The organism is Ruegeria sp. BB7 (assembly GCF_056539365.1).
Genome location: NZ_JBQFUV010000004.1, coordinates 166,846 through 183,008 on the forward strand (window position 1 = coordinate 166,846; position 16,163 = coordinate 183,008).

The following is a 16,163-nucleotide window of genomic DNA, read 5'->3' on the forward strand; positions in this document are numbered from 1 at the left end:
AGCCACAAAGCGGTTACGAACTGTTATACGCGCAACCAGTCTACTTCCGTCGCAGATGTTCGTCCAATCGGGGCATTATTTCCACAAAATTGCAGGGTCGGTGGCGGTAATCGAATTGTTTTTCCAAAATCCCGTCCCAAGCATCCTTGCAAGCACCCGGACTGCCTGGCAGTGCGAATAGGTACGTCCCTTGCGCCACGCCGCCCGTGGCACGGGATTGCACGGCGGATGTACCGATCTTTTCCATCGAAATGATGGTGAATACGATGCCGAATGCCTCGATTTCCTTTTCATAGACATCCCGGTGCGCCTCGACCGTCACGTCGCGACCCGTCAAACCGGTGCCGCCGGTCGAGATCACAACGTCGATTTCGGGATCGCTAACCCACAGCTGCAACTGCGCTGCGATTTCATTGCGCTCATCGCGGATGATCTTGCGATCGGCCACCGCATGGCCCGCGCGTTCGATCCGGTCCACCAATGTCTGGCCCGAGCGATCTTCGTCCAGCGACCGCGTGTCCGAGACCGTCAGAACGGCGATCCGGACCGGAATAAATTCCATGCTTTCGTCAATGCGCGACATGTGGCGTCAGGCCCTTTCCATGATGGCAAGTCGGACGGCGAGGGCGGTGAAAATCCCCCCGGTCACCCAGCCCATAATACGCGAGGCACGCGGGTTCGAGATCAGAACCTTTCCCGCGCCGCCGGCAAAAATACCCACCAGCCCATTCACTACGAAGCCGCCCAGCGCAATGATCAAGCCGAAGATCAGGAACTGTGGTAGGATCGGGCCGGTGGCAGGGTTTACGAATTGCGGGATGAAGGCCAGCACGAACAGGATGACCTTGGGATTGGTAAGGTTCACAATCATCCCATCGCGAAACGCGTGGCTTGTGGGCTTTGTCGGGGCTTCGGCGGACACCGCTCCGTTCCGGATTGCACCCCAGGCGAGGTACAGCAGATAAGCCACACCCATCCAGCGGATCACATCGAACAGCCACGGCAAGCTGTTTACCGCCGCACCCAGACCCAAACCGGCAAGCAAAACGTGGACCATCAACCCCAGAGAGATACCAGCACTTGCCACCAACGCCGGTCGGGAACCAGAGCGCAAGCCCTGACCAAAGCAGAACATCATATCGGCGCCGGGGGTGAAATTCAGCGCAAGGGCTGCCGGAATGAATGCCAGCAGAGTGACCGTTTCTATCATAAAGTGACCTCGAACCAGTTTACTTTGGGACCCAGATTAGCGACCTGAGTACGACCGATTGTGCCGCGATAACCCCAGCTGTCATGGATATGGCCGCACAGCGCAAATTGCGGCTGCAGCCGTTCCACCGCGTCGCGCACGGCCACCGACCCCACCGCATCACCCATAGACGTAATATCGCCGTGCCCCTTGGGCGGAGAATGCGCGATTAGAATGTCGGCAGCATCGCAACGGTCCAGCAGCTCAGCGGCCTCGGCATCCGTCATGTCGCATGACCAGTCGCCAAAGGGCGTGACCGGCACCCCGTACCCCAAACCAAACAGGCGCAGACCATCAACCGTCATACCGGTACCATGCAACACATGCACTCCCTCGGGCGCGGCGTCGGTCAACTCTCCGGCGCTTTCGGCATTTCCGGGGACCAACACCAACGGTGCAGTGATGCCTGACAGCATCTCCATAGCTGCATCCAAACCCTGTCGCATGTTGCAGTAATCTCCGGCACCGATCACCAAATCGGCCTCGGTGCTGGCGGCGACGACCTCGGCAGCGCGGTTGCGTGCCATATGCAAATCGGAAAACGCTAGGATACGCATCACGTGCCCTCCAACCGAGCTTTCAGTTCCAGTAGATCGGCCCAAGCCTGCCGCTTCATCTGCGGCTGGCGCAGCAAATATGCGGGGTGAAACATCGGAATCACCGGCAAATCCAGCGCCTGTTCCCACTTCCCGCGCAGCCGGGTGATACCACGTTTGCCCAACACCGCCTGACAGCTGATATTTCCCATGATGACAAGAACTTCGGGTTTGGCCAGCGCCACATGCCGTTCCAGAAACGGCTTCATCATGCCGATCTCTTCCGGTTTGGGGTCGCGGTTCTGTGGCGGCCGCCACGGCAGTACGTTGGTGATATACACGTTCTGGGTGCGATCCAGATCAATTGCCGCCAGCATCCGGTCCAGCAATTGCCCCGCACGCCCGACAAAGGGTTTTCCCTCGCGGTCTTCCTCGCGGCCCGGAGCCTCACCAATGATCATGACCCGCGCGCCCGGTGTGCCGTCGGCAAAGACCAGTTGCCGCGCACCTCGTTTCAACTCGCAATGCTGAAACGCGTCCATCGCCGCGCGCAGTTGATCCAGCGATCCGGCACCATTGGCGGCAGATTTCGCTACAACAACCGGATCCACCTGCTTGGGCTTTTCCGGCGCGGCCTTTACTGCGGCAGGCTTTTTGGCTTTGGGCGCGGTGTCGGGCAACGCATAACGGTCAATCGGCGCGTCGCCGATTGCATCCGTTGCGCCCAGTTCGATCTGCCATTCCAGCAGCGCCCGCGCAGTATGATAATCCAAAGCCGATTCCATACCCCTCAATCTAACCGGCTTTTGATCGAGGGAAAGCGAATAGGGCTTGATCGGGCGACCCGTCGCACCGAGCATTGAGTTATTCATGCTGATAACTTTGCGATTCCTCCTGATTACTCTGCTGCTGATCACACTCAGCGGCCCTGTCTTTGCGCAACTCTTCGATCGCAACGGCCAATGCCGCGCCGGACAAGTTCAGTGCGGCGCAAGATGCTGTTCAGCCGGACAACGATGCAGCTTTGACGGCCACTGTATTCCCTTGGGAGGAACATATTGCGGCGGAGGGCGCACCTGTGGGCCGTTTGAACGCTGCGTGGCAGGCGGAACACGGTGTGCACCTGCCGGCGCAAACAAATGCACCTCGCGTCTGGATTGCCCGGGAGGAACCTTCTGTAACGCGCGGGGCGAATGCGAACGCACCTCGCCTGAGTTTGACCCGAACACGGCGACGCAAAGCTTGCCCACGCTTTGCGACGATGGCCAGTCCTGTTCGGCGGGTTCATCCTGTTTGCCAGGTGGCGGATGCACTCGCCCCGGCTGGTTCCTATGCGAGGAAACGGGCTCGCAGTGCCGCCCCGGTTTTAAATGTTCCGAACAACAGGGCTGTGTACCAATCAAGGCTGTGGACTGCGGCTATGGCAAGTGGTGTAAACCCGGCGAGCAATGTCTGCCCGATGGCGGGTGCGAGAAACTGCCCAAAGGCTCTGATCCTTAGGTTGCCTAGGCGCACGGACCTTCTTATAAGCAGCCCGATTGTCAGACAGGAGCCCGCCCATGCGTTTCGCCCATCGTCACCTTCTTGGCATCGAGCACCTGTCGCAGTCCGATATCACCGCCATTCTTGATCTGGCCGAGAAATACGTCGACATGAACCGCCAGTCGACCAAGCATTCCGACGTGCTGTCGGGGCTGACGCAAATCAACATGTTCTTCGAAAACTCAACCCGTACCCAGGCGAGTTTTGAAATTGCAGGTAAGCGGCTGGGTGCGGATGTAATGAACATGGCGATGCAGGCCAGCTCGATCAAAAAGGGCGAGACCCTAATCGACACGGCAATGACCCTGAACGCGATGCATCCCGATCTGCTGGTGGTACGGCATCCGCATTCCGGCGCGGTCGACCTGTTGGCGCAAAAAGTGAACTGCGCCGTGCTAAACGCGGGCGATGGCAAGCACGAACATCCAACGCAGGCGCTGCTGGATGCGTTGACCATTCGCCGCGCCAAAGGTCGCCTGCACCGGCTGAACATCGCCATTTGCGGCGATGTCGCGCATTCGCGCGTCGCGCGGTCGAACCTGATCCTGATGGGTAAGATGGAAAACCGTATTCGCCTGATCGGCCCACCCACACTGGTGCCCGGCCACTTTTCCGAGTTCGGCGCCGAGATCTACGATGACATGAACGAGGGCCTGAAAGACGTTGACGTCGTGATGATGCTGCGCCTTCAGAAAGAGCGGATGGATGGCGGCTTTATTCCATCCGAGCGCGAATACTACCACCGCTATGGTCTGGACGCCGCCAAGCTGGCGCAAGCCAAGCCCAACGCCATCGTCATGCACCCCGGTCCGATGAACCGCGGGGTCGAGATCGACGGCACGCTAGCTGATGACATCAACCGATCCGTCATTCAGGAACAGGTTGAGATGGGCGTCGCCGTTCGAATGGCTGCAATGGAACTGCTGGCCCGCAACCTGCGCGAGGCCGCATGAACGATCTGGCCGTAGCCCCTCATGAACATGGCGTGATCCGCCTGTTCGCGCTGAACATGCGTCCAGAAGAGGCGAAGTTCCTGCGCGAGCCCGGTGCCGCCGATCAAGTTCTGGGGGTCGCTGGGTTGGATATGAATCAAATCGATGTCTTCCCTGTCTCCGACCTCGAAGATCTTGGGCTGTACGGTTATCTAAATGAAGGCTGCGGTGTGTCGGCCGATCAGCTGGATCGCATTGCGCTCGACGCTATAACAGGTTGGGTCATGGTGGTTCGCAGCGCAGCCTTTGGTGGGCGCGCGGCCACTTTGATCCCTGACCGGCGGCTGCACCTTTTTGGCCCTTTCACGGAAGAGGCGACCAACTGGACCGGTGGACCAATCGCAGCCGAAAGCGCGAAACCGTACTCGGCCCCTCAGACCGCACCACAAGACGATAAACCCCGCCGCATTGGCTCGGCGGTTCTGGCACTGGTAATACTTTTGGCCATCGGAGGTGCCCTGTGGCTGATCCTGTGACTTTCGCTCCTGATAAAGGGGCCTATATCCGCACCAACGCATGGATGGCCGCCGTTGCGATGGCGGGGGCAATGATCGTCCTATGGCTGATCGGCAACCCCTATCCCTGGACTGGCGCACCTGCGGGCCTTGCCGCCATAGGCTTTCGCGCATGGTATCTGGCCTCGGAAGAACTGGTCGCCACATGGGAAATGACCGAGACCACCCTAACCGGCCCCGGTCCCCGCAAGGTCGCGCTGAATCAGATCAAGGCCGTCAATACCATGGGCAGCTTTGTCCAGATCGTCACCAAAGGCGGTGACAAGCACCTGATCAAATACCAGGCAGACCCAGCCGCCACCAAGGCCGCAATCGAAAGGGCGATTGGATGACTGATTCCAAAGACGGTTGGTGGCAAGCGCAAATTCCCAGGGATGAAGAGGTTTTGTGGTTTGGCCAGCCTGATCAGGCGTTTTTCCCGTCGCGTTTCAAACAACTGTACAAGAGTATGATCGTTCTGACTGTAGGGGTGTGGCTTGCCAGCCCCTGGATCATTGAAACACCCTGGGACTTTTGGAAGCTGCTTCTTTGCACGGGTTTCTTTGGTTTCGTGCTCTTTGGAGATCGCTATACCCGAACGTCTCGCTACTACGTAGTGACCTCGCAAAACGCTTGGGAAATCAACAAGCACATCAAATCGAAAAACCTGACAATCGATCGCTTCCTCCATTTCTCAGAAAAACGCGAAGGAGTGGCCTTTGACGGCCACCCGTATTTCTCGTTTGAGCACCTATTGAACCCGGATGCCGCGTTGAAGGCATTGCACCAAGCCCAAGAGGCCACGAAATGACTGACGCTCTTTTCACAAACGCCCGCCTGATTGACCCGGAATCCGGCACCGACAGCCTGGGCTGGCTAAACGTGAGCAATGGTCGGATTACCGCGCGGGGCGATGGAAATGCCCCCGCGTCGGATGCACAGATCGTCGACTGCGGCGGCCAGTGCTTGGCGCCCGGCATTGTCGATATCGGCGTAAAGGTCTGCGAACCGGGCGAGCGCCACAAGGAAAGCTATAAATCGGCTGGTCTGGCAGCGGCAGCGGGGGGTGTGACCACCATTATCACTCGCCCCGATACCAGCCCCGCCATTGATACGCCGGAAAGCCTGGAGTTCGTCACCCGCCGCGCGCAGGCGGATACGCCGGTCAACGTGCTGCCAATGGCGGCTTTGACCAAAGGCCGTGAGGGACGTGAGATGACCGAGATCGGCTTCCTGCAGGATGCCGGAGCGGTTGCGTTTACTGATTGCGACCATGTCGTGGCCAATACCAAGGTATTTTCCCGCGCCCTGACCTATGCCCGTTCATGCGGCGCACTGGTTATCGCGCACCCGCAAGAACCCGTTCTCAGCGCCGGAGCAGCCGCCACCAGCGGCAAATTCGCCACCCTGCGTGGGCTGCCTGCCGTCTCGCCCATGGCCGAGCGGATGGGTCTGGACCGTGACATCGCTCTGTTAGAGATGACCGGCGCCAAATACCATGCCGATCAGATCACCACCGCACGCGCCCTGCCCGCGCTGGAACGTGCCAAGCGCAACGGGTTGGACATCACTGCGGGAACCTCAATCCACCACCTGACGCTGAATGAATTGGACGTCGCCGATTATCGCACCTTCTTCAAGGTCAAGCCGCCGCTGCGGTCCGAGGACGACCGCCAAGCGGTGATCGAGGCAGTGCGGACTGGGCTGATCGACATAATCAGTTCCATGCACACGCCGCAGGACGAGGAAAGCAAGCGCCTGCCGTTTGAAGAGGCGGCCTCGGGCGCAGTGGCACTGGAAACACTGCTGCCAGCGGCTCTGCGCCTGTATCATTCGGAGCAGCTGGACCTGCCGACCCTGTTCCGGGCCATGGCGCTGAACCCGGCAAATCGACTGGGGCTCGACTGCGGTCGCCTAACCGAAGGTGCACCCGCCGATCTGGTGCTATTCGACCCGGATGTGCCCTTTGTACTGGACCGGTTTTCACTAAAGTCAAAATCGCAGAACACACCGTTTGACGGCCAGCGGATGCAGGGTAAGGTCACAGCAACTTATGTTGCAGGCCAAGAAGTTTACCGGAGATCCTGATGCCCCCCTTCGACAGTTCGATAACCCAGCTTATCCTCTGGGCCGCGCTTGGTTATCTGATGGGCTCGATCCCTTTTGGCATGATCATTGCCAAAGTTATGGGGCTGGGCAATTTGCGCAATATCGGGTCCGGCAATATCGGCGCGACCAATGTTTTACGTACCGGCAACAAGGCCGCGGCTGCACTGACACTGATATTCGACGCAGCAAAAGGCGCGGTGGCCGTGCTGCTGGCGCGCGCATTAGCTGGGGAAGACGCCGCCCAGATTGCCGCATTGGCCGCGTTTCTGGGCCATTGCTTTCCCATCTGGCTAAGCTTCAAGGGCGGCAAGGGCGTAGCCACGTTTCTGGGTTTGTGGTTGGCACTGGACTGGCGCGTGGGCGTGGCGTGCTGCCTGACGTGGTTAGTGGCTGCCGCTATCTGGAGGATTTCGTCCCTCGGAGCACTCCTCGCTGCGGCTTTTTCGACCATCTGGGTCATTGTGCTGACTGATGGCTCTACCTTCTTGCTGGGCATTATTTTGACCCTGCTGGTCTATTGGCGCCACAGCGCCAATCTGGCCCGGATCAAGGCAGGCACCGAGCCAAAAATCGGCCAGTCTTGACCGCACCTGACTCTTTCCTGTCTGCGTTCTTCGCCATCCCGTCGGGATCATCGACGGGGCAGAGCAATGGCCGTCGCTACATTGTCAGCCGGTCAGAACAGGTTTCGGGCAAATCCCACAAATTGGTCGCGCACGAATTCGGCGGAACCGACTACATCAGCCTCAACCTCTATCTGACACGCGACAGCGGAGCATTGTTGAGGCCATGCGAGATGTCTTCAGAAAAAGTCATCGACTTCGTGCTGGCATTTAAGCCCGACGAATGACGCCACTTCGCGCATTTTTGAACAGCCTCTCTTTGTATCCGCACAATCACAATTGATTGCTTTGAACGTGATCAAAGCGCTGCCCAGTTAGGGATCGTACCGGGCAATTGCCGTTCGGACATAACAATCTCAACGGGATACCAAAGCGCAATTTTCTGCGTCATCCGGTATTTCAGTTCACGAAAGGTGAAACAAATGAACAAGTTCAAATCCATTCTGGGCGGCGTTGCCCTGTCCGTCGCAATTGCAAGCTCGGCGCTGGCCGCAGGCGTTGAGCTGAACGCAAGCTCGACCGGTCTGGCAATGCAGGGCTACGACCCTGTTGCCTATTTCACCGAAGGCGCACCAGCCAAAGGCGACTATCGCATCACTGCACTGCACAATGACGCGCTGTACCGCTTTGCCAACGAAGAAAACAAAGTTGCGTTTGAAGCCAACCCAGAAGCATACCTGCCGGCATATGGCGGCTATTGTGCCTTCGGCGCTGCGATGGGCTTCAAATTCGACGGCGACCCGACCCACTGGAAAATCGTTGACAACAAGCTGTACCTGAACCTGTCGAAAGACATTCAGGAACGTTGGGAAGGTGATATCCCGGGCTTTATCGAGCAGGCCAGCACCAACTGGGAAACCATTGCTGACAAAACTCCGGCAGAGTTGCAGCAGTAACCCTCTGACGTCTAACAACACTGCGGCGACGGGTCCCCCGTCGCCGTTTTCTGTTTTCCCGTTCTGGGCCTGAGGCGCCGTTAGATACTGGGGCAAATCAGGCCCGGCATGATGCCGCCGGGCCGACCATCCTTACAGTTCCAATACCGTGCTGCCGGTGGTTTGCCGGGCCTCAAGCGCACGATGCGCGTCAGCCACCTGATCCAGCGGGAAACGCTGGTCAATATGAATCTTAACTTCTCCACCCCCGACCTTGCCACACAGACGCCGGGCCATCGCCTGGCAGACCGCGCTATCGGCAATGTGGGTGAACAGGGTTGGCCGCGTGATCTTAAGCGACCCCTTCTTGGCCAAAATCCCGATATCCATAAGCGGCACTGGCCCCGAGGCATTACCGAAGGAAATCATCATCCCCAGTGGTTTCAGACTATCCAGAGATCCGTTGAACGTGCTGGCCCCGATCGAGTCCATCACCACATCCACTCCTTCGCCGCCGGTGATCTCGGCCACCTTCTCGGCAAAGTTCTCGGTGCGATAGTTGATGCAATGGGCCGCGCCGTTGAACTTCGCCAGGCTGCATTTGTCGTCCGTCCCGGCCGTACCGATCAGAGTGATCCCTTCTGATTTGGCCCACTGGCAGGCAATCAACCCGACGCCGCCCGCAGCTGCATGAAACAAGACTGTGTCGCCGCGCTTTAGCGGTGTCGTTCGGTGAAACAGATATTCAACCGTCATCCCCTTGAGCATCATTGCCGCTGCCGCGTCGTAAGAAATCCCATCAGGCAACGGGCACACCTGTGCGGCATTCATCACGCGCGCCTCAGAATAGGCCCCGGCAGGCGCGGCGGCATAGGCTGCGCGCTGGCCGGGCTCAAGATGGGTTACCCCTTCGCCGACGGCTTCAATTACGCCAGCGGCTTCCATGCCCAGCGGGTGCGGAAGACTTAACGGGTAAAGCCCCGTCCGCTGATAAACATCAATGAAATTCAGCCCGCAGGCGTGGTGGCGGATACGGACCTCACCGGGGCCGGGATCGCCCACGGAGCGGTCTTCGATCTTCAGAACTTCGGGGCCGCCGTGTTCATGAATGACGACGGTTCTTGCCGTTTGCTGCATGCTGACCTCCTGTTGCCTGACCCCAAGCTAACACGCCTGAAAATAAGGGCAATCGGCTCGAATCTGCATCACGCAACCGCAAGGTGAAAAAATGTGCTATACTATTCGTCGGGCGTTGCTGGCTGGTCCGGCCAAAGGTAACTGTCTCCGGATCCACTCTGCTGCGCTGCAATGCAAAGGGAGAGGAAAATGATGGCCAAAACGATTGGAAACCCGATCAGCTGGGCCGCTAGAAACATCAGTGCGACCGGCGATCACATAGCAGAAAGCGTGAACCGCATCGGCAGCGCAGATACACGGCACTTGCCGGTGGTGCAGACCCTGACAATGCAGGATCTGAAAGCCTGTTTGCGGGCGGGTTATAACGATTTTCTGGAAACTCGTGCCGATGCCATATTCATCGTCCTGATCTACCCCATCGCGGGCTTGTTGATGTTTGGCTTTGGCTTGAATCGCAACATGGTGCCATTGCTGGCCCCACTGATTATGGGATTTGCCCTGATTGGCCCTGTTGCTGCAGTAGGCCTGTATGAAATCAGCCGCAAACGCGAACATGGAGGCGACGTGCATTGGCTGGACGCGTTCGGTGTGTTCCGATCGCCCTCATTCGGGGCAATTTTGATGCTGGGCTTTTATCTGGTCATGTGGCTGTTGATCTGGCTGATGGTCGCGCAGAGCATTTTTGTCCACACGCTTGGCCCTGACCTGCCCACATCCTTCGGCGCGTTCGTAACGCAGGTGTTCACCACAGGCGCAGGCTGGACGATGATCATATTCGGCAACGCTGTAGGCTTCCTGTTTGCCCTGGTCGCGCTGGCGATTAGTGTGGTCAGTTTTCCGCTACTGCTGGACCGCAAAGTGGGTCTGCCAGTGGCGGTTGTGACCTCGGTCCGGGTGCTGCGCCACAATCCGAGCGTCATTCTGGCATGGGGCTTCATCGTCGCCGCGATGTTGGCTATCGGTGCGATTCCGATGCTTCTGGGTCTGATCGTCGTTATGCCGGTACTGGGCCACGCCACATGGCACCTGTATCGCCGGGCCGTCGCCTGAAACGGCCCGTGTCCTGTTCAGGTTAACCCGCCACGTTCAAAACGATCTTGCCGATATGTTTTGAGCTTTCCATATGTGCATGCGCGGCGGCGGAATCAGCTAGCGCGAACTCACTGTCCATCACGGGCGCAATTCTCCCGGCGTCCAGCAGTGGCCAGACCGCCTCTCGCAGATCCTGAGCAATCCTTGCCTTGGCCAGATCACTTTGCGGGCGCAAGGTGCTGCCTGTAATAGTCAAGCGGCGCATCATTACATGGGCAAAGTTCACTTTAACCACCGGCCCCTGCAGGAATGCGATTTGCACCAGACGCCCATCATCCGCCAGCGCCTTAATGTTACGTGGGATATAGTCGCCACCCACCATATCGAGGATCAGGTTCGCGCCACCCTCGGCCCGCATCAACCCAACGAAATCCTCATCGTGGTAGTTTATCGCCTTCTCGGCACCCAGCTTGACGCAGGCCTCGCATTTCTCATCCGATCCGGCGGTGGCAAAGACGCGGGCACCAAAGGCATTGGCCAGTTGGATCGCCGTTGTCCCAATCCCGCTCGAGCCACCATGAACCAGAAACCGTTCACCGGCCTTCAGACCGCCGCGAGTGAAGACGTTCGACCAGACAGTAAATAGGGTCTCGGGTAAGCAGGCAGCTTCTTTCATGTTCATGCCCGATGGGATTGGCAAACAATGGGCCGCAGGGGCTGCCACATATTCGGCGTACCCCCCGCCCGGCACCAACGCGCAGACATTGTCCCCCAAAGACAGGGAATCAACCCCGGCCCCGATGGCGACCACTTCACCCGAAACCTCCAGCCCCGGTAGATCGCTGGCACCCGGCGGCGGGTTGTAAGAGCCAGCGCGTTGCAGCGCATCTGGGCGGTTCACCCCGGCATAAGCAACCTTTATCACCACTTGGCCCTGCGTCGCTTCGGGCATCGGGCGGGTCGTCAGTTGCAGAACTTCGGGACCACCAGGTTCGGTGATCTCAACAGCGCGCATCATCTGGGTCATGGGCAAATCTCCTTTGCCCAATGCCTAGCAGGCAATTTCTGGAAGGCCCAGATGCTTACTTGCGCGGGTTCAGCATCCCGGGCAGATCATCCCGCATTTTCACAGGGGGCTTCACCTGACTGGCTAACCAGTTCGGCACTGCCAGAAACGGTTTGAACAGCGGATTGCCATTCACCTGCGCCTTGAGCTTTTCGAATTGCATGACGTTGTCGATGCGACGGTCCAGAAATGCCCATGTTTTCTGGTAATCCGGCGAATCATCCCCCAGCCAGAACAACAGGGTCGAGGAATAGACCCCGGACAAGGTCGCGCGCTTGGTGTACCAATTCACATCATCCGAGGTATCGCCCAGCGTATCCCAGATCAGATCGCAGGTCTGCCACAGCGCCTTTGCGCCATCCGCCGCATGGGTTGGCAGCGAAAACAATGTCATGCCCCGGCGCACCAGTTCCTTGTCTGGGACAGCCTCAAGCCGGAACCGGACGGCGGCGGCCACGCGGTCGCGGAATTTCAGCTCGCTCAGGTCGGTGGATTTTAGACGCTCTACCATGGCCGCATCCCCGCGTGCGTGGAATGCCAGCGCCAGATCAACCGCGCCACGGGGGCAGATCGCGCGCGCCAGACCGTCATCCAAATCGCAATCGGCGATCGCCGCGCGAAAGCTGGTCTCGGACCAGCCATCAAAGGGTACATGGGTCAGAATCGCGTCCAAAAGCTGTTGTTTTGCATCTTCATAGGTCACTGTCATGGCGGTTCTCCGGTTCTGGGGACCAGTACTAGACAAGTTAGACCGGCTTTGCTATACGGCCAACTCCTGCAATTTCCTTGCAACTCTATCTAGAAAGGTGGTGACAACCACATGCAGGTTAGTGTTCGCGACAATAACGTCGATCAGGCGCTTCGTGCCCTGAAGAAAAAGCTGCAGCGCGAAGGCGTGTTCCGTGAAATGAAGCTGAAGCAACATTTCGAGAAACCGTCCGAGAAAAAAGCGCGCGAGAAAGCTGAAGCGATCCGCCGTGCCCGTAAACTGGCACGTAAGAAAGCACAGCGCGAAGGTTTGCTCTAAGCACCTGACGCTCGTCCAGCTTTGGATGACACTATTTGACGACCCCCGAGGCCCCGCCCGGGGGTTTGTCGTTTCAAGCACCGGTTGTAATCCGCCGAATCAGCCACAGCCGTGTGCGACAAGCTGCCAAATCCGTTTCAGCACCATTTTGCTCGGCATTTTGCAGCGCAGCGAATCTCGCTTAGGTAGCGTCCCTGCGCTGAAATTCCCCTAAAAGTTCAACAGCTCTATCCGTTCTTCCGACGCCCCCTGTAACTGGCCTCGTCTATCCAGACGACCATTCAAACGGAGGCAACAATGTCGACTGCAAGTACATTCGAGCAAGAAATGCTGGCGCTGATCAACGACGAGCGCACATCCCGTGGGCTAAACCCGCTGCAATTGGAAACACAGCTGAACGACTCGGCCGAGGATCACAGCACCTGGATGCTGAACACCGACACCTTCAGCCACACAGGCTCGGGCGGTTCCAGCGCAACAGAACGGATGGAGGATGCCGGGTTCGATTTCACCGGCAACTGGCGCTCGGGCGAGAACATCGCATGGCAATCGGAACGCGGCGCCGAAGGCATCAGCGATGACGTCGAACAGCTGCATCAAAGCCTGATGGACAGCCCCGGCCACCGCGCCAACATTCTGAACCCCGATTACGAATTTATCGGAATCGGAATTGAAGAGGGCGACTACAATGGATGGGACGCCGTCATGGTGACCCAGAACTTTGCCACCACAGATGCCGAAGTGGTGCTGGACAACGGTGCCACCCCAACCCCGCCCACGGACGACGTGGCGGAACCCGAAAACCCGGTGTCCGAAAAGCCGGACGACGACATACCAGACACCGACGTCACTGAGACCGAAGACCCGGACGACGTTACGCCCGATACAGAGGACACCGAAACCGACGATCCAGACGAGGAAGCACCGGACACTGACGTCACCGAGACCGAGGAACCAGTCGAAGAAACTCCCGATACAAACATCACAGAAACCGAGGAGCCGGAGGAGGAAACTCCGGGTACTGACGTCACAGAATCAGGTGACTCCACCTTTGAGTGCTTCGACGTTGAAATCTTCCTTGCTGCAATCGAAAACTTCGTGAACGATTTACTGATACTGGTCGACGAATTCAAAATGGATGCATCAGAACCAGCGGACGATGATGATTTCCTGCTGACTTGGGGCATTTGCGACGACGCACCATCCGCGCCCGAAGGCGCACCGGGCGAGGAGCCAAACCCTATGGACACTTTCTTCGAGCCGATCGCTTTTGACAGCGGATGCATGATGGACTTTATCTGATACGCAGACAGCGGCGCATCCTCAGGATGCGTCGCAGCCCCTTTCGCGATCATTCCACGCAGGATTCAGTCGTTCCCGAAGGACACGGGAACACAAAGAAAATGCCCCGACACCGGGGCATTTTGTTGTGATCAGTAAATCTTGGGCACGTGCAGTTCGTCCGGCAGAACGCGGCGTTCATATTCCGGGTTATATTTACGATCCGGCAAGTTGACCTTTTCCTGCGGGACATCCGTATAGGGGATCTTGGTCAACAGGTGTTCGATGCAGTTCAGACGCTCGCGCTTCTTGTCGTTGCCTTCGACAATATACCACGGCGCCTCGGGGATATTGGTGCGGAAAAGCATATCCTCTTTCGCCTTTGTATAGGCCTCCCAACGGATGCGGGATTCCAAATCCATCGGCGACAGTTTCCACTGCTTCATTGGGTCGTGGATGCGCATAAGGAATCGCAACTGCTGTTCTTCATCCGTGATCGAGAACCAGTATTTCAGCAGGATAATCCCCGAGCGCACCAACATCCGTTCGAATTCGGGAACGTCCTGAAAAAACTGTTCGACCTGATCGTCACTGGCAAAGCCCATCACCCGCTCGACCCCGGCGCGGTTGTACCAGGACCGGTCGAACAGCACGATCTCACCGGCCGCAGGCAGATGCGGGACATAGCGCTGGAAATACCATTGGCTCTGCTCCCGGCGGCTGGGCGCAGGCAGGGCAACCACCCGCGCAACACGTGGATTCAGCCGCTGAGTGATCCGCTTGATCACCCCGCCTTTACCGGCACTGTCGCGACCTTCGAACAGGATGCAAACTTTGGCCCCGGTATGCTGCACCCAATCTTGCACCTTGATCAGCTCGGCCTGAAGGCGCAGCAGATTGCGGAAATAGACCTTGCGGTCCAGCATATCCGGGTGCTGGTCCTTGTAAATCTTGCGAACCTCCATTGAAAGCATCGGTTCGCTGAACTCAATCTCGAAATCTTCGTCGAGCGTGTCTTCCAACTCGGCTTCCAGCCAGTCCTTGGGGGCATCGTTATTTTCGTAAACCAAGATCTTATCCTTATCGTCTGTCGGGTCGGACTGTAAATCGCGCGTGTAACCGCCTGATGTCATCAGAGGAATTGATAATAGCCCCGCCCCAAGCGAGACCGCAAACGGTGATGAGGCAAGGTAATGAAAAAAGGGGTTCGGTCTTACTGGAAATCTGAGCCTAACAGTAAGAGGAAGCAAGCGTCAGAATTGCCGCATTGCCAACGGTTTGGCGTAAACCCGCCGTAAGGATACTTGCAATCGGTTACTTTGAGACGGCACAAGTGCTCCGGTCGAACCATGAGGTGACCGTGGCACATTTTCTGTCCTTGCTGCCCGCAATCTGGCCTTGGCTTATACTGATTGCTGGCCAAATCAGTGTGATCTCGGGCCACCAGGCGATGGGCCTAACCCTGCTTGCAGTATTCGGGGGAATCGCTCTGGTGCTTGGGTTGGCGACACCTCTGGCTGCGGCGATTGCAGTAGCAGGACTATTGGGTGCAGCGGTCTTATCCCGTCTCAGCGGGCCTGCGGCCCTTATTGGCCATCTGGCGCTGATTTTGTGGTGCCTTGCGTTGGGGGTGCATCTGGTCCCCGGCTTCCATAACCTTTTGGTTCTGGATCAAGTTCGGGCCGGGCCAGAAAGCTCTGAGTTTTCTATGTATCTCAACCTGGACAAACCGCTGGTTCTATTCGCCGTTTTACTGGCCTGGCCCAGGATAACCCAAAGCGCAAAGCTAACCAGAAGAGGCCTTTTGGGAATTGGATTATTGGCCCTGCCTACCCTGTTTGGACTGGGCCTTATATCGGGCGCGGTTCGGCCCGAAATCGGCCTGCCCGCTTGGTGGCTTATCTTTGCACTGTCAAACTTGTTTCTGACTTGCTTGACAGAAGAGGCTTTTTTTCGTGGCTATCTGCAATCAGCCGTTATCCCGAAAACCGGTTCAGTAGTGGGAATCTCAGTTGCCAGCCTGTTGTTCGGCCTGGCCCACGCGGGCGGTGGGGCGGCTCTGGTTGTGTTCGCCTCGATCCTCGGGGCAGCCTGTGGATTGGGGTATTATGCAACCGGTCGAATTTGGGTACCGGTTTTGATGCATTTCGGCTTCAACGCTTTGCATCTAGCCCTTTTCACGTATCCGGGCCCGGTCTAG

At 57.9% G+C, this 16,163-nt stretch carries 20 protein-coding genes; 12 read left to right on the forward strand and 8 right to left on the reverse strand.

The window, feature by feature from the left end; translation table 11 throughout:
• Positions 1-40: 40 nt before the first annotated feature.
• Genes moaB through ACR0D7_RS10060 form a run of 4 tightly spaced genes read right to left on the reverse strand, consistent with a single transcriptional unit; the run spans position 41 to position 2,570 of the window.
• Positions 41-583 (reverse strand): molybdenum cofactor biosynthesis protein B, encoded by a 543-nt coding sequence (moaB, locus tag ACR0D7_RS10045; RefSeq protein WP_480678892.1) that lies wholly within the window; start codon positions 581-583, stop codon positions 41-43.
• 6 nt (positions 584-589) lie between these two features.
• Positions 590-1,210 carry a LysE family translocator gene (locus tag ACR0D7_RS10050; RefSeq protein ID WP_480678893.1) on the reverse strand — a complete coding sequence of 207 codons (621 nt, stop codon included), beginning with the start codon at positions 1,208-1,210 and terminating at the stop codon, positions 590-592.
• Entirely contained in the window at positions 1,207-1,806 is a 600-nt protein-coding gene (locus ACR0D7_RS10055; protein ID WP_480678894.1) for a metallophosphoesterase family protein, read from the reverse strand. The genes ACR0D7_RS10050 and ACR0D7_RS10055 overlap by 4 nt, the downstream gene beginning before the upstream one ends.
• Positions 1,806-2,570, reverse strand: a complete 765-nt coding sequence (locus ACR0D7_RS10060) for a uracil-DNA glycosylase (protein ID WP_480678946.1) — start codon at positions 2,568-2,570, stop codon at positions 1,806-1,808. Before ACR0D7_RS10060 ends, ACR0D7_RS10055 begins: the two co-directional genes overlap by 1 nt.
• Before the next feature lie 774 nt (positions 2,571-3,344).
• Here ACR0D7_RS10060 and ACR0D7_RS10065 point away from each other — a divergent pair.
• The 8 genes from ACR0D7_RS10065 to ACR0D7_RS10100 all read left to right on the forward strand — a co-directional run bounded on the left by ACR0D7_RS10065 (position 3,345) and on the right by ACR0D7_RS10100 (position 8,441).
• Positions 3,345-4,280: an aspartate carbamoyltransferase catalytic subunit gene (locus ACR0D7_RS10065; RefSeq protein ID WP_480678895.1), complete on the forward strand. Its 936-nt coding sequence runs from the start codon at positions 3,345-3,347 to the stop codon at positions 4,278-4,280.
• A complete protein-coding gene (locus tag ACR0D7_RS10070) occupies positions 4,277-4,795 on the forward strand; it encodes a hypothetical protein (RefSeq protein ID WP_480678896.1) in 519 nt (172 codons plus the stop codon). Before ACR0D7_RS10065 ends, ACR0D7_RS10070 begins: the two co-directional genes overlap by 4 nt.
• Positions 4,780-5,166 (forward strand): hypothetical protein, encoded by a 387-nt coding sequence (locus ACR0D7_RS10075; protein ID WP_480678897.1) that lies wholly within the window; start codon positions 4,780-4,782, stop codon positions 5,164-5,166. Before ACR0D7_RS10070 ends, ACR0D7_RS10075 begins: the two co-directional genes overlap by 16 nt.
• Positions 5,163-5,624 carry a hypothetical protein gene (locus tag ACR0D7_RS10080; RefSeq protein ID WP_480678898.1) on the forward strand — a complete coding sequence of 154 codons (462 nt, stop codon included), beginning with the start codon at positions 5,163-5,165 and terminating at the stop codon, positions 5,622-5,624. The genes ACR0D7_RS10075 and ACR0D7_RS10080 overlap by 4 nt, the downstream gene beginning before the upstream one ends.
• Positions 5,621-6,901, forward strand: a complete 1,281-nt coding sequence (pyrC, locus tag ACR0D7_RS10085) for a dihydroorotase (RefSeq protein WP_480678899.1) — start codon at positions 5,621-5,623, stop codon at positions 6,899-6,901. The genes ACR0D7_RS10080 and pyrC overlap by 4 nt, the downstream gene beginning before the upstream one ends.
• Positions 6,901-7,506, forward strand: a complete 606-nt coding sequence (gene plsY, locus ACR0D7_RS10090) for a glycerol-3-phosphate 1-O-acyltransferase PlsY (RefSeq protein ID WP_480678900.1) — start codon at positions 6,901-6,903, stop codon at positions 7,504-7,506. The genes pyrC and plsY overlap by 1 nt, the downstream gene beginning before the upstream one ends.
• Positions 7,503-7,772 carry a hypothetical protein gene (locus ACR0D7_RS10095; protein WP_480678901.1) on the forward strand — a complete coding sequence of 90 codons (270 nt, stop codon included), beginning with the start codon at positions 7,503-7,505 and terminating at the stop codon, positions 7,770-7,772. Before plsY ends, ACR0D7_RS10095 begins: the two co-directional genes overlap by 4 nt.
• Before the next feature lie 195 nt (positions 7,773-7,967).
• Entirely contained in the window at positions 7,968-8,441 is a 474-nt protein-coding gene (locus ACR0D7_RS10100; protein ID WP_170385615.1) for a YHS domain-containing (seleno)protein, read from the forward strand.
• A 132-nt stretch (positions 8,442-8,573) separates the two neighbouring features.
• On the opposite strand, the gene ACR0D7_RS10105 is transcribed toward ACR0D7_RS10100, so the two are convergent.
• On the reverse strand, positions 8,574-9,557 hold the full coding sequence (locus ACR0D7_RS10105) for a quinone oxidoreductase family protein (RefSeq protein WP_480678902.1): 984 nt from the start codon (positions 9,555-9,557) through the stop codon (positions 8,574-8,576).
• Between the two features lie 192 nt (positions 9,558-9,749).
• On the opposite strand from ACR0D7_RS10105, the gene ACR0D7_RS10110 reads away from it, so the two are divergent.
• Positions 9,750-10,607 carry a DUF2189 domain-containing protein gene (locus ACR0D7_RS10110; protein ID WP_480678947.1) on the forward strand — a complete coding sequence of 286 codons (858 nt, stop codon included), beginning with the start codon at positions 9,750-9,752 and terminating at the stop codon, positions 10,605-10,607.
• Positions 10,608-10,629: 22 nt separating this feature from the next.
• On the opposite strand, the gene ACR0D7_RS10115 is transcribed toward ACR0D7_RS10110, so the two are convergent.
• A complete protein-coding gene (locus ACR0D7_RS10115; protein WP_480678903.1) occupies positions 10,630-11,616 on the reverse strand; it encodes an NAD(P)H-quinone oxidoreductase in 987 nt (328 codons plus the stop codon).
• Between the two features lie 55 nt (positions 11,617-11,671).
• Positions 11,672-12,364, reverse strand: a complete 693-nt coding sequence (locus ACR0D7_RS10120; RefSeq protein WP_480678904.1) for a COQ9 family protein — start codon at positions 12,362-12,364, stop codon at positions 11,672-11,674.
• 111 nt (positions 12,365-12,475) lie between these two features.
• Here ACR0D7_RS10120 and rpsU point away from each other — a divergent pair, with 111 nt between their 5' ends.
• Complete coding sequence (gene rpsU / locus ACR0D7_RS10125; RefSeq protein WP_005614280.1) at positions 12,476-12,682, forward strand: 30S ribosomal protein S21; 207 nt, start codon at positions 12,476-12,478, stop codon at positions 12,680-12,682.
• A gap of 297 nt (positions 12,683-12,979) precedes the next feature.
• The gene (locus tag ACR0D7_RS10130; RefSeq protein WP_480678905.1) at positions 12,980-13,984 is read left to right on the forward strand and encodes a CAP domain-containing protein; all 1,005 of its coding nucleotides are present in this window, start codon (positions 12,980-12,982) and stop codon (positions 13,982-13,984) included.
• Between the two features lie 131 nt (positions 13,985-14,115).
• Here ACR0D7_RS10130 and ppk2 read toward each other — a convergent pair whose 3' ends face one another.
• Complete coding sequence (ppk2, locus tag ACR0D7_RS10135) at positions 14,116-15,033, reverse strand: polyphosphate kinase 2 (protein WP_170385600.1); 918 nt, start codon at positions 15,031-15,033, stop codon at positions 14,116-14,118.
• A gap of 290 nt (positions 15,034-15,323) precedes the next feature.
• Between ppk2 and ACR0D7_RS10140 the strand changes: the two genes are divergently transcribed.
• Positions 15,324-16,163, forward strand: coding sequence for a CPBP family intramembrane glutamic endopeptidase (locus ACR0D7_RS10140; protein WP_480678906.1), 840 nt, complete (start codon positions 15,324-15,326; stop codon positions 16,161-16,163).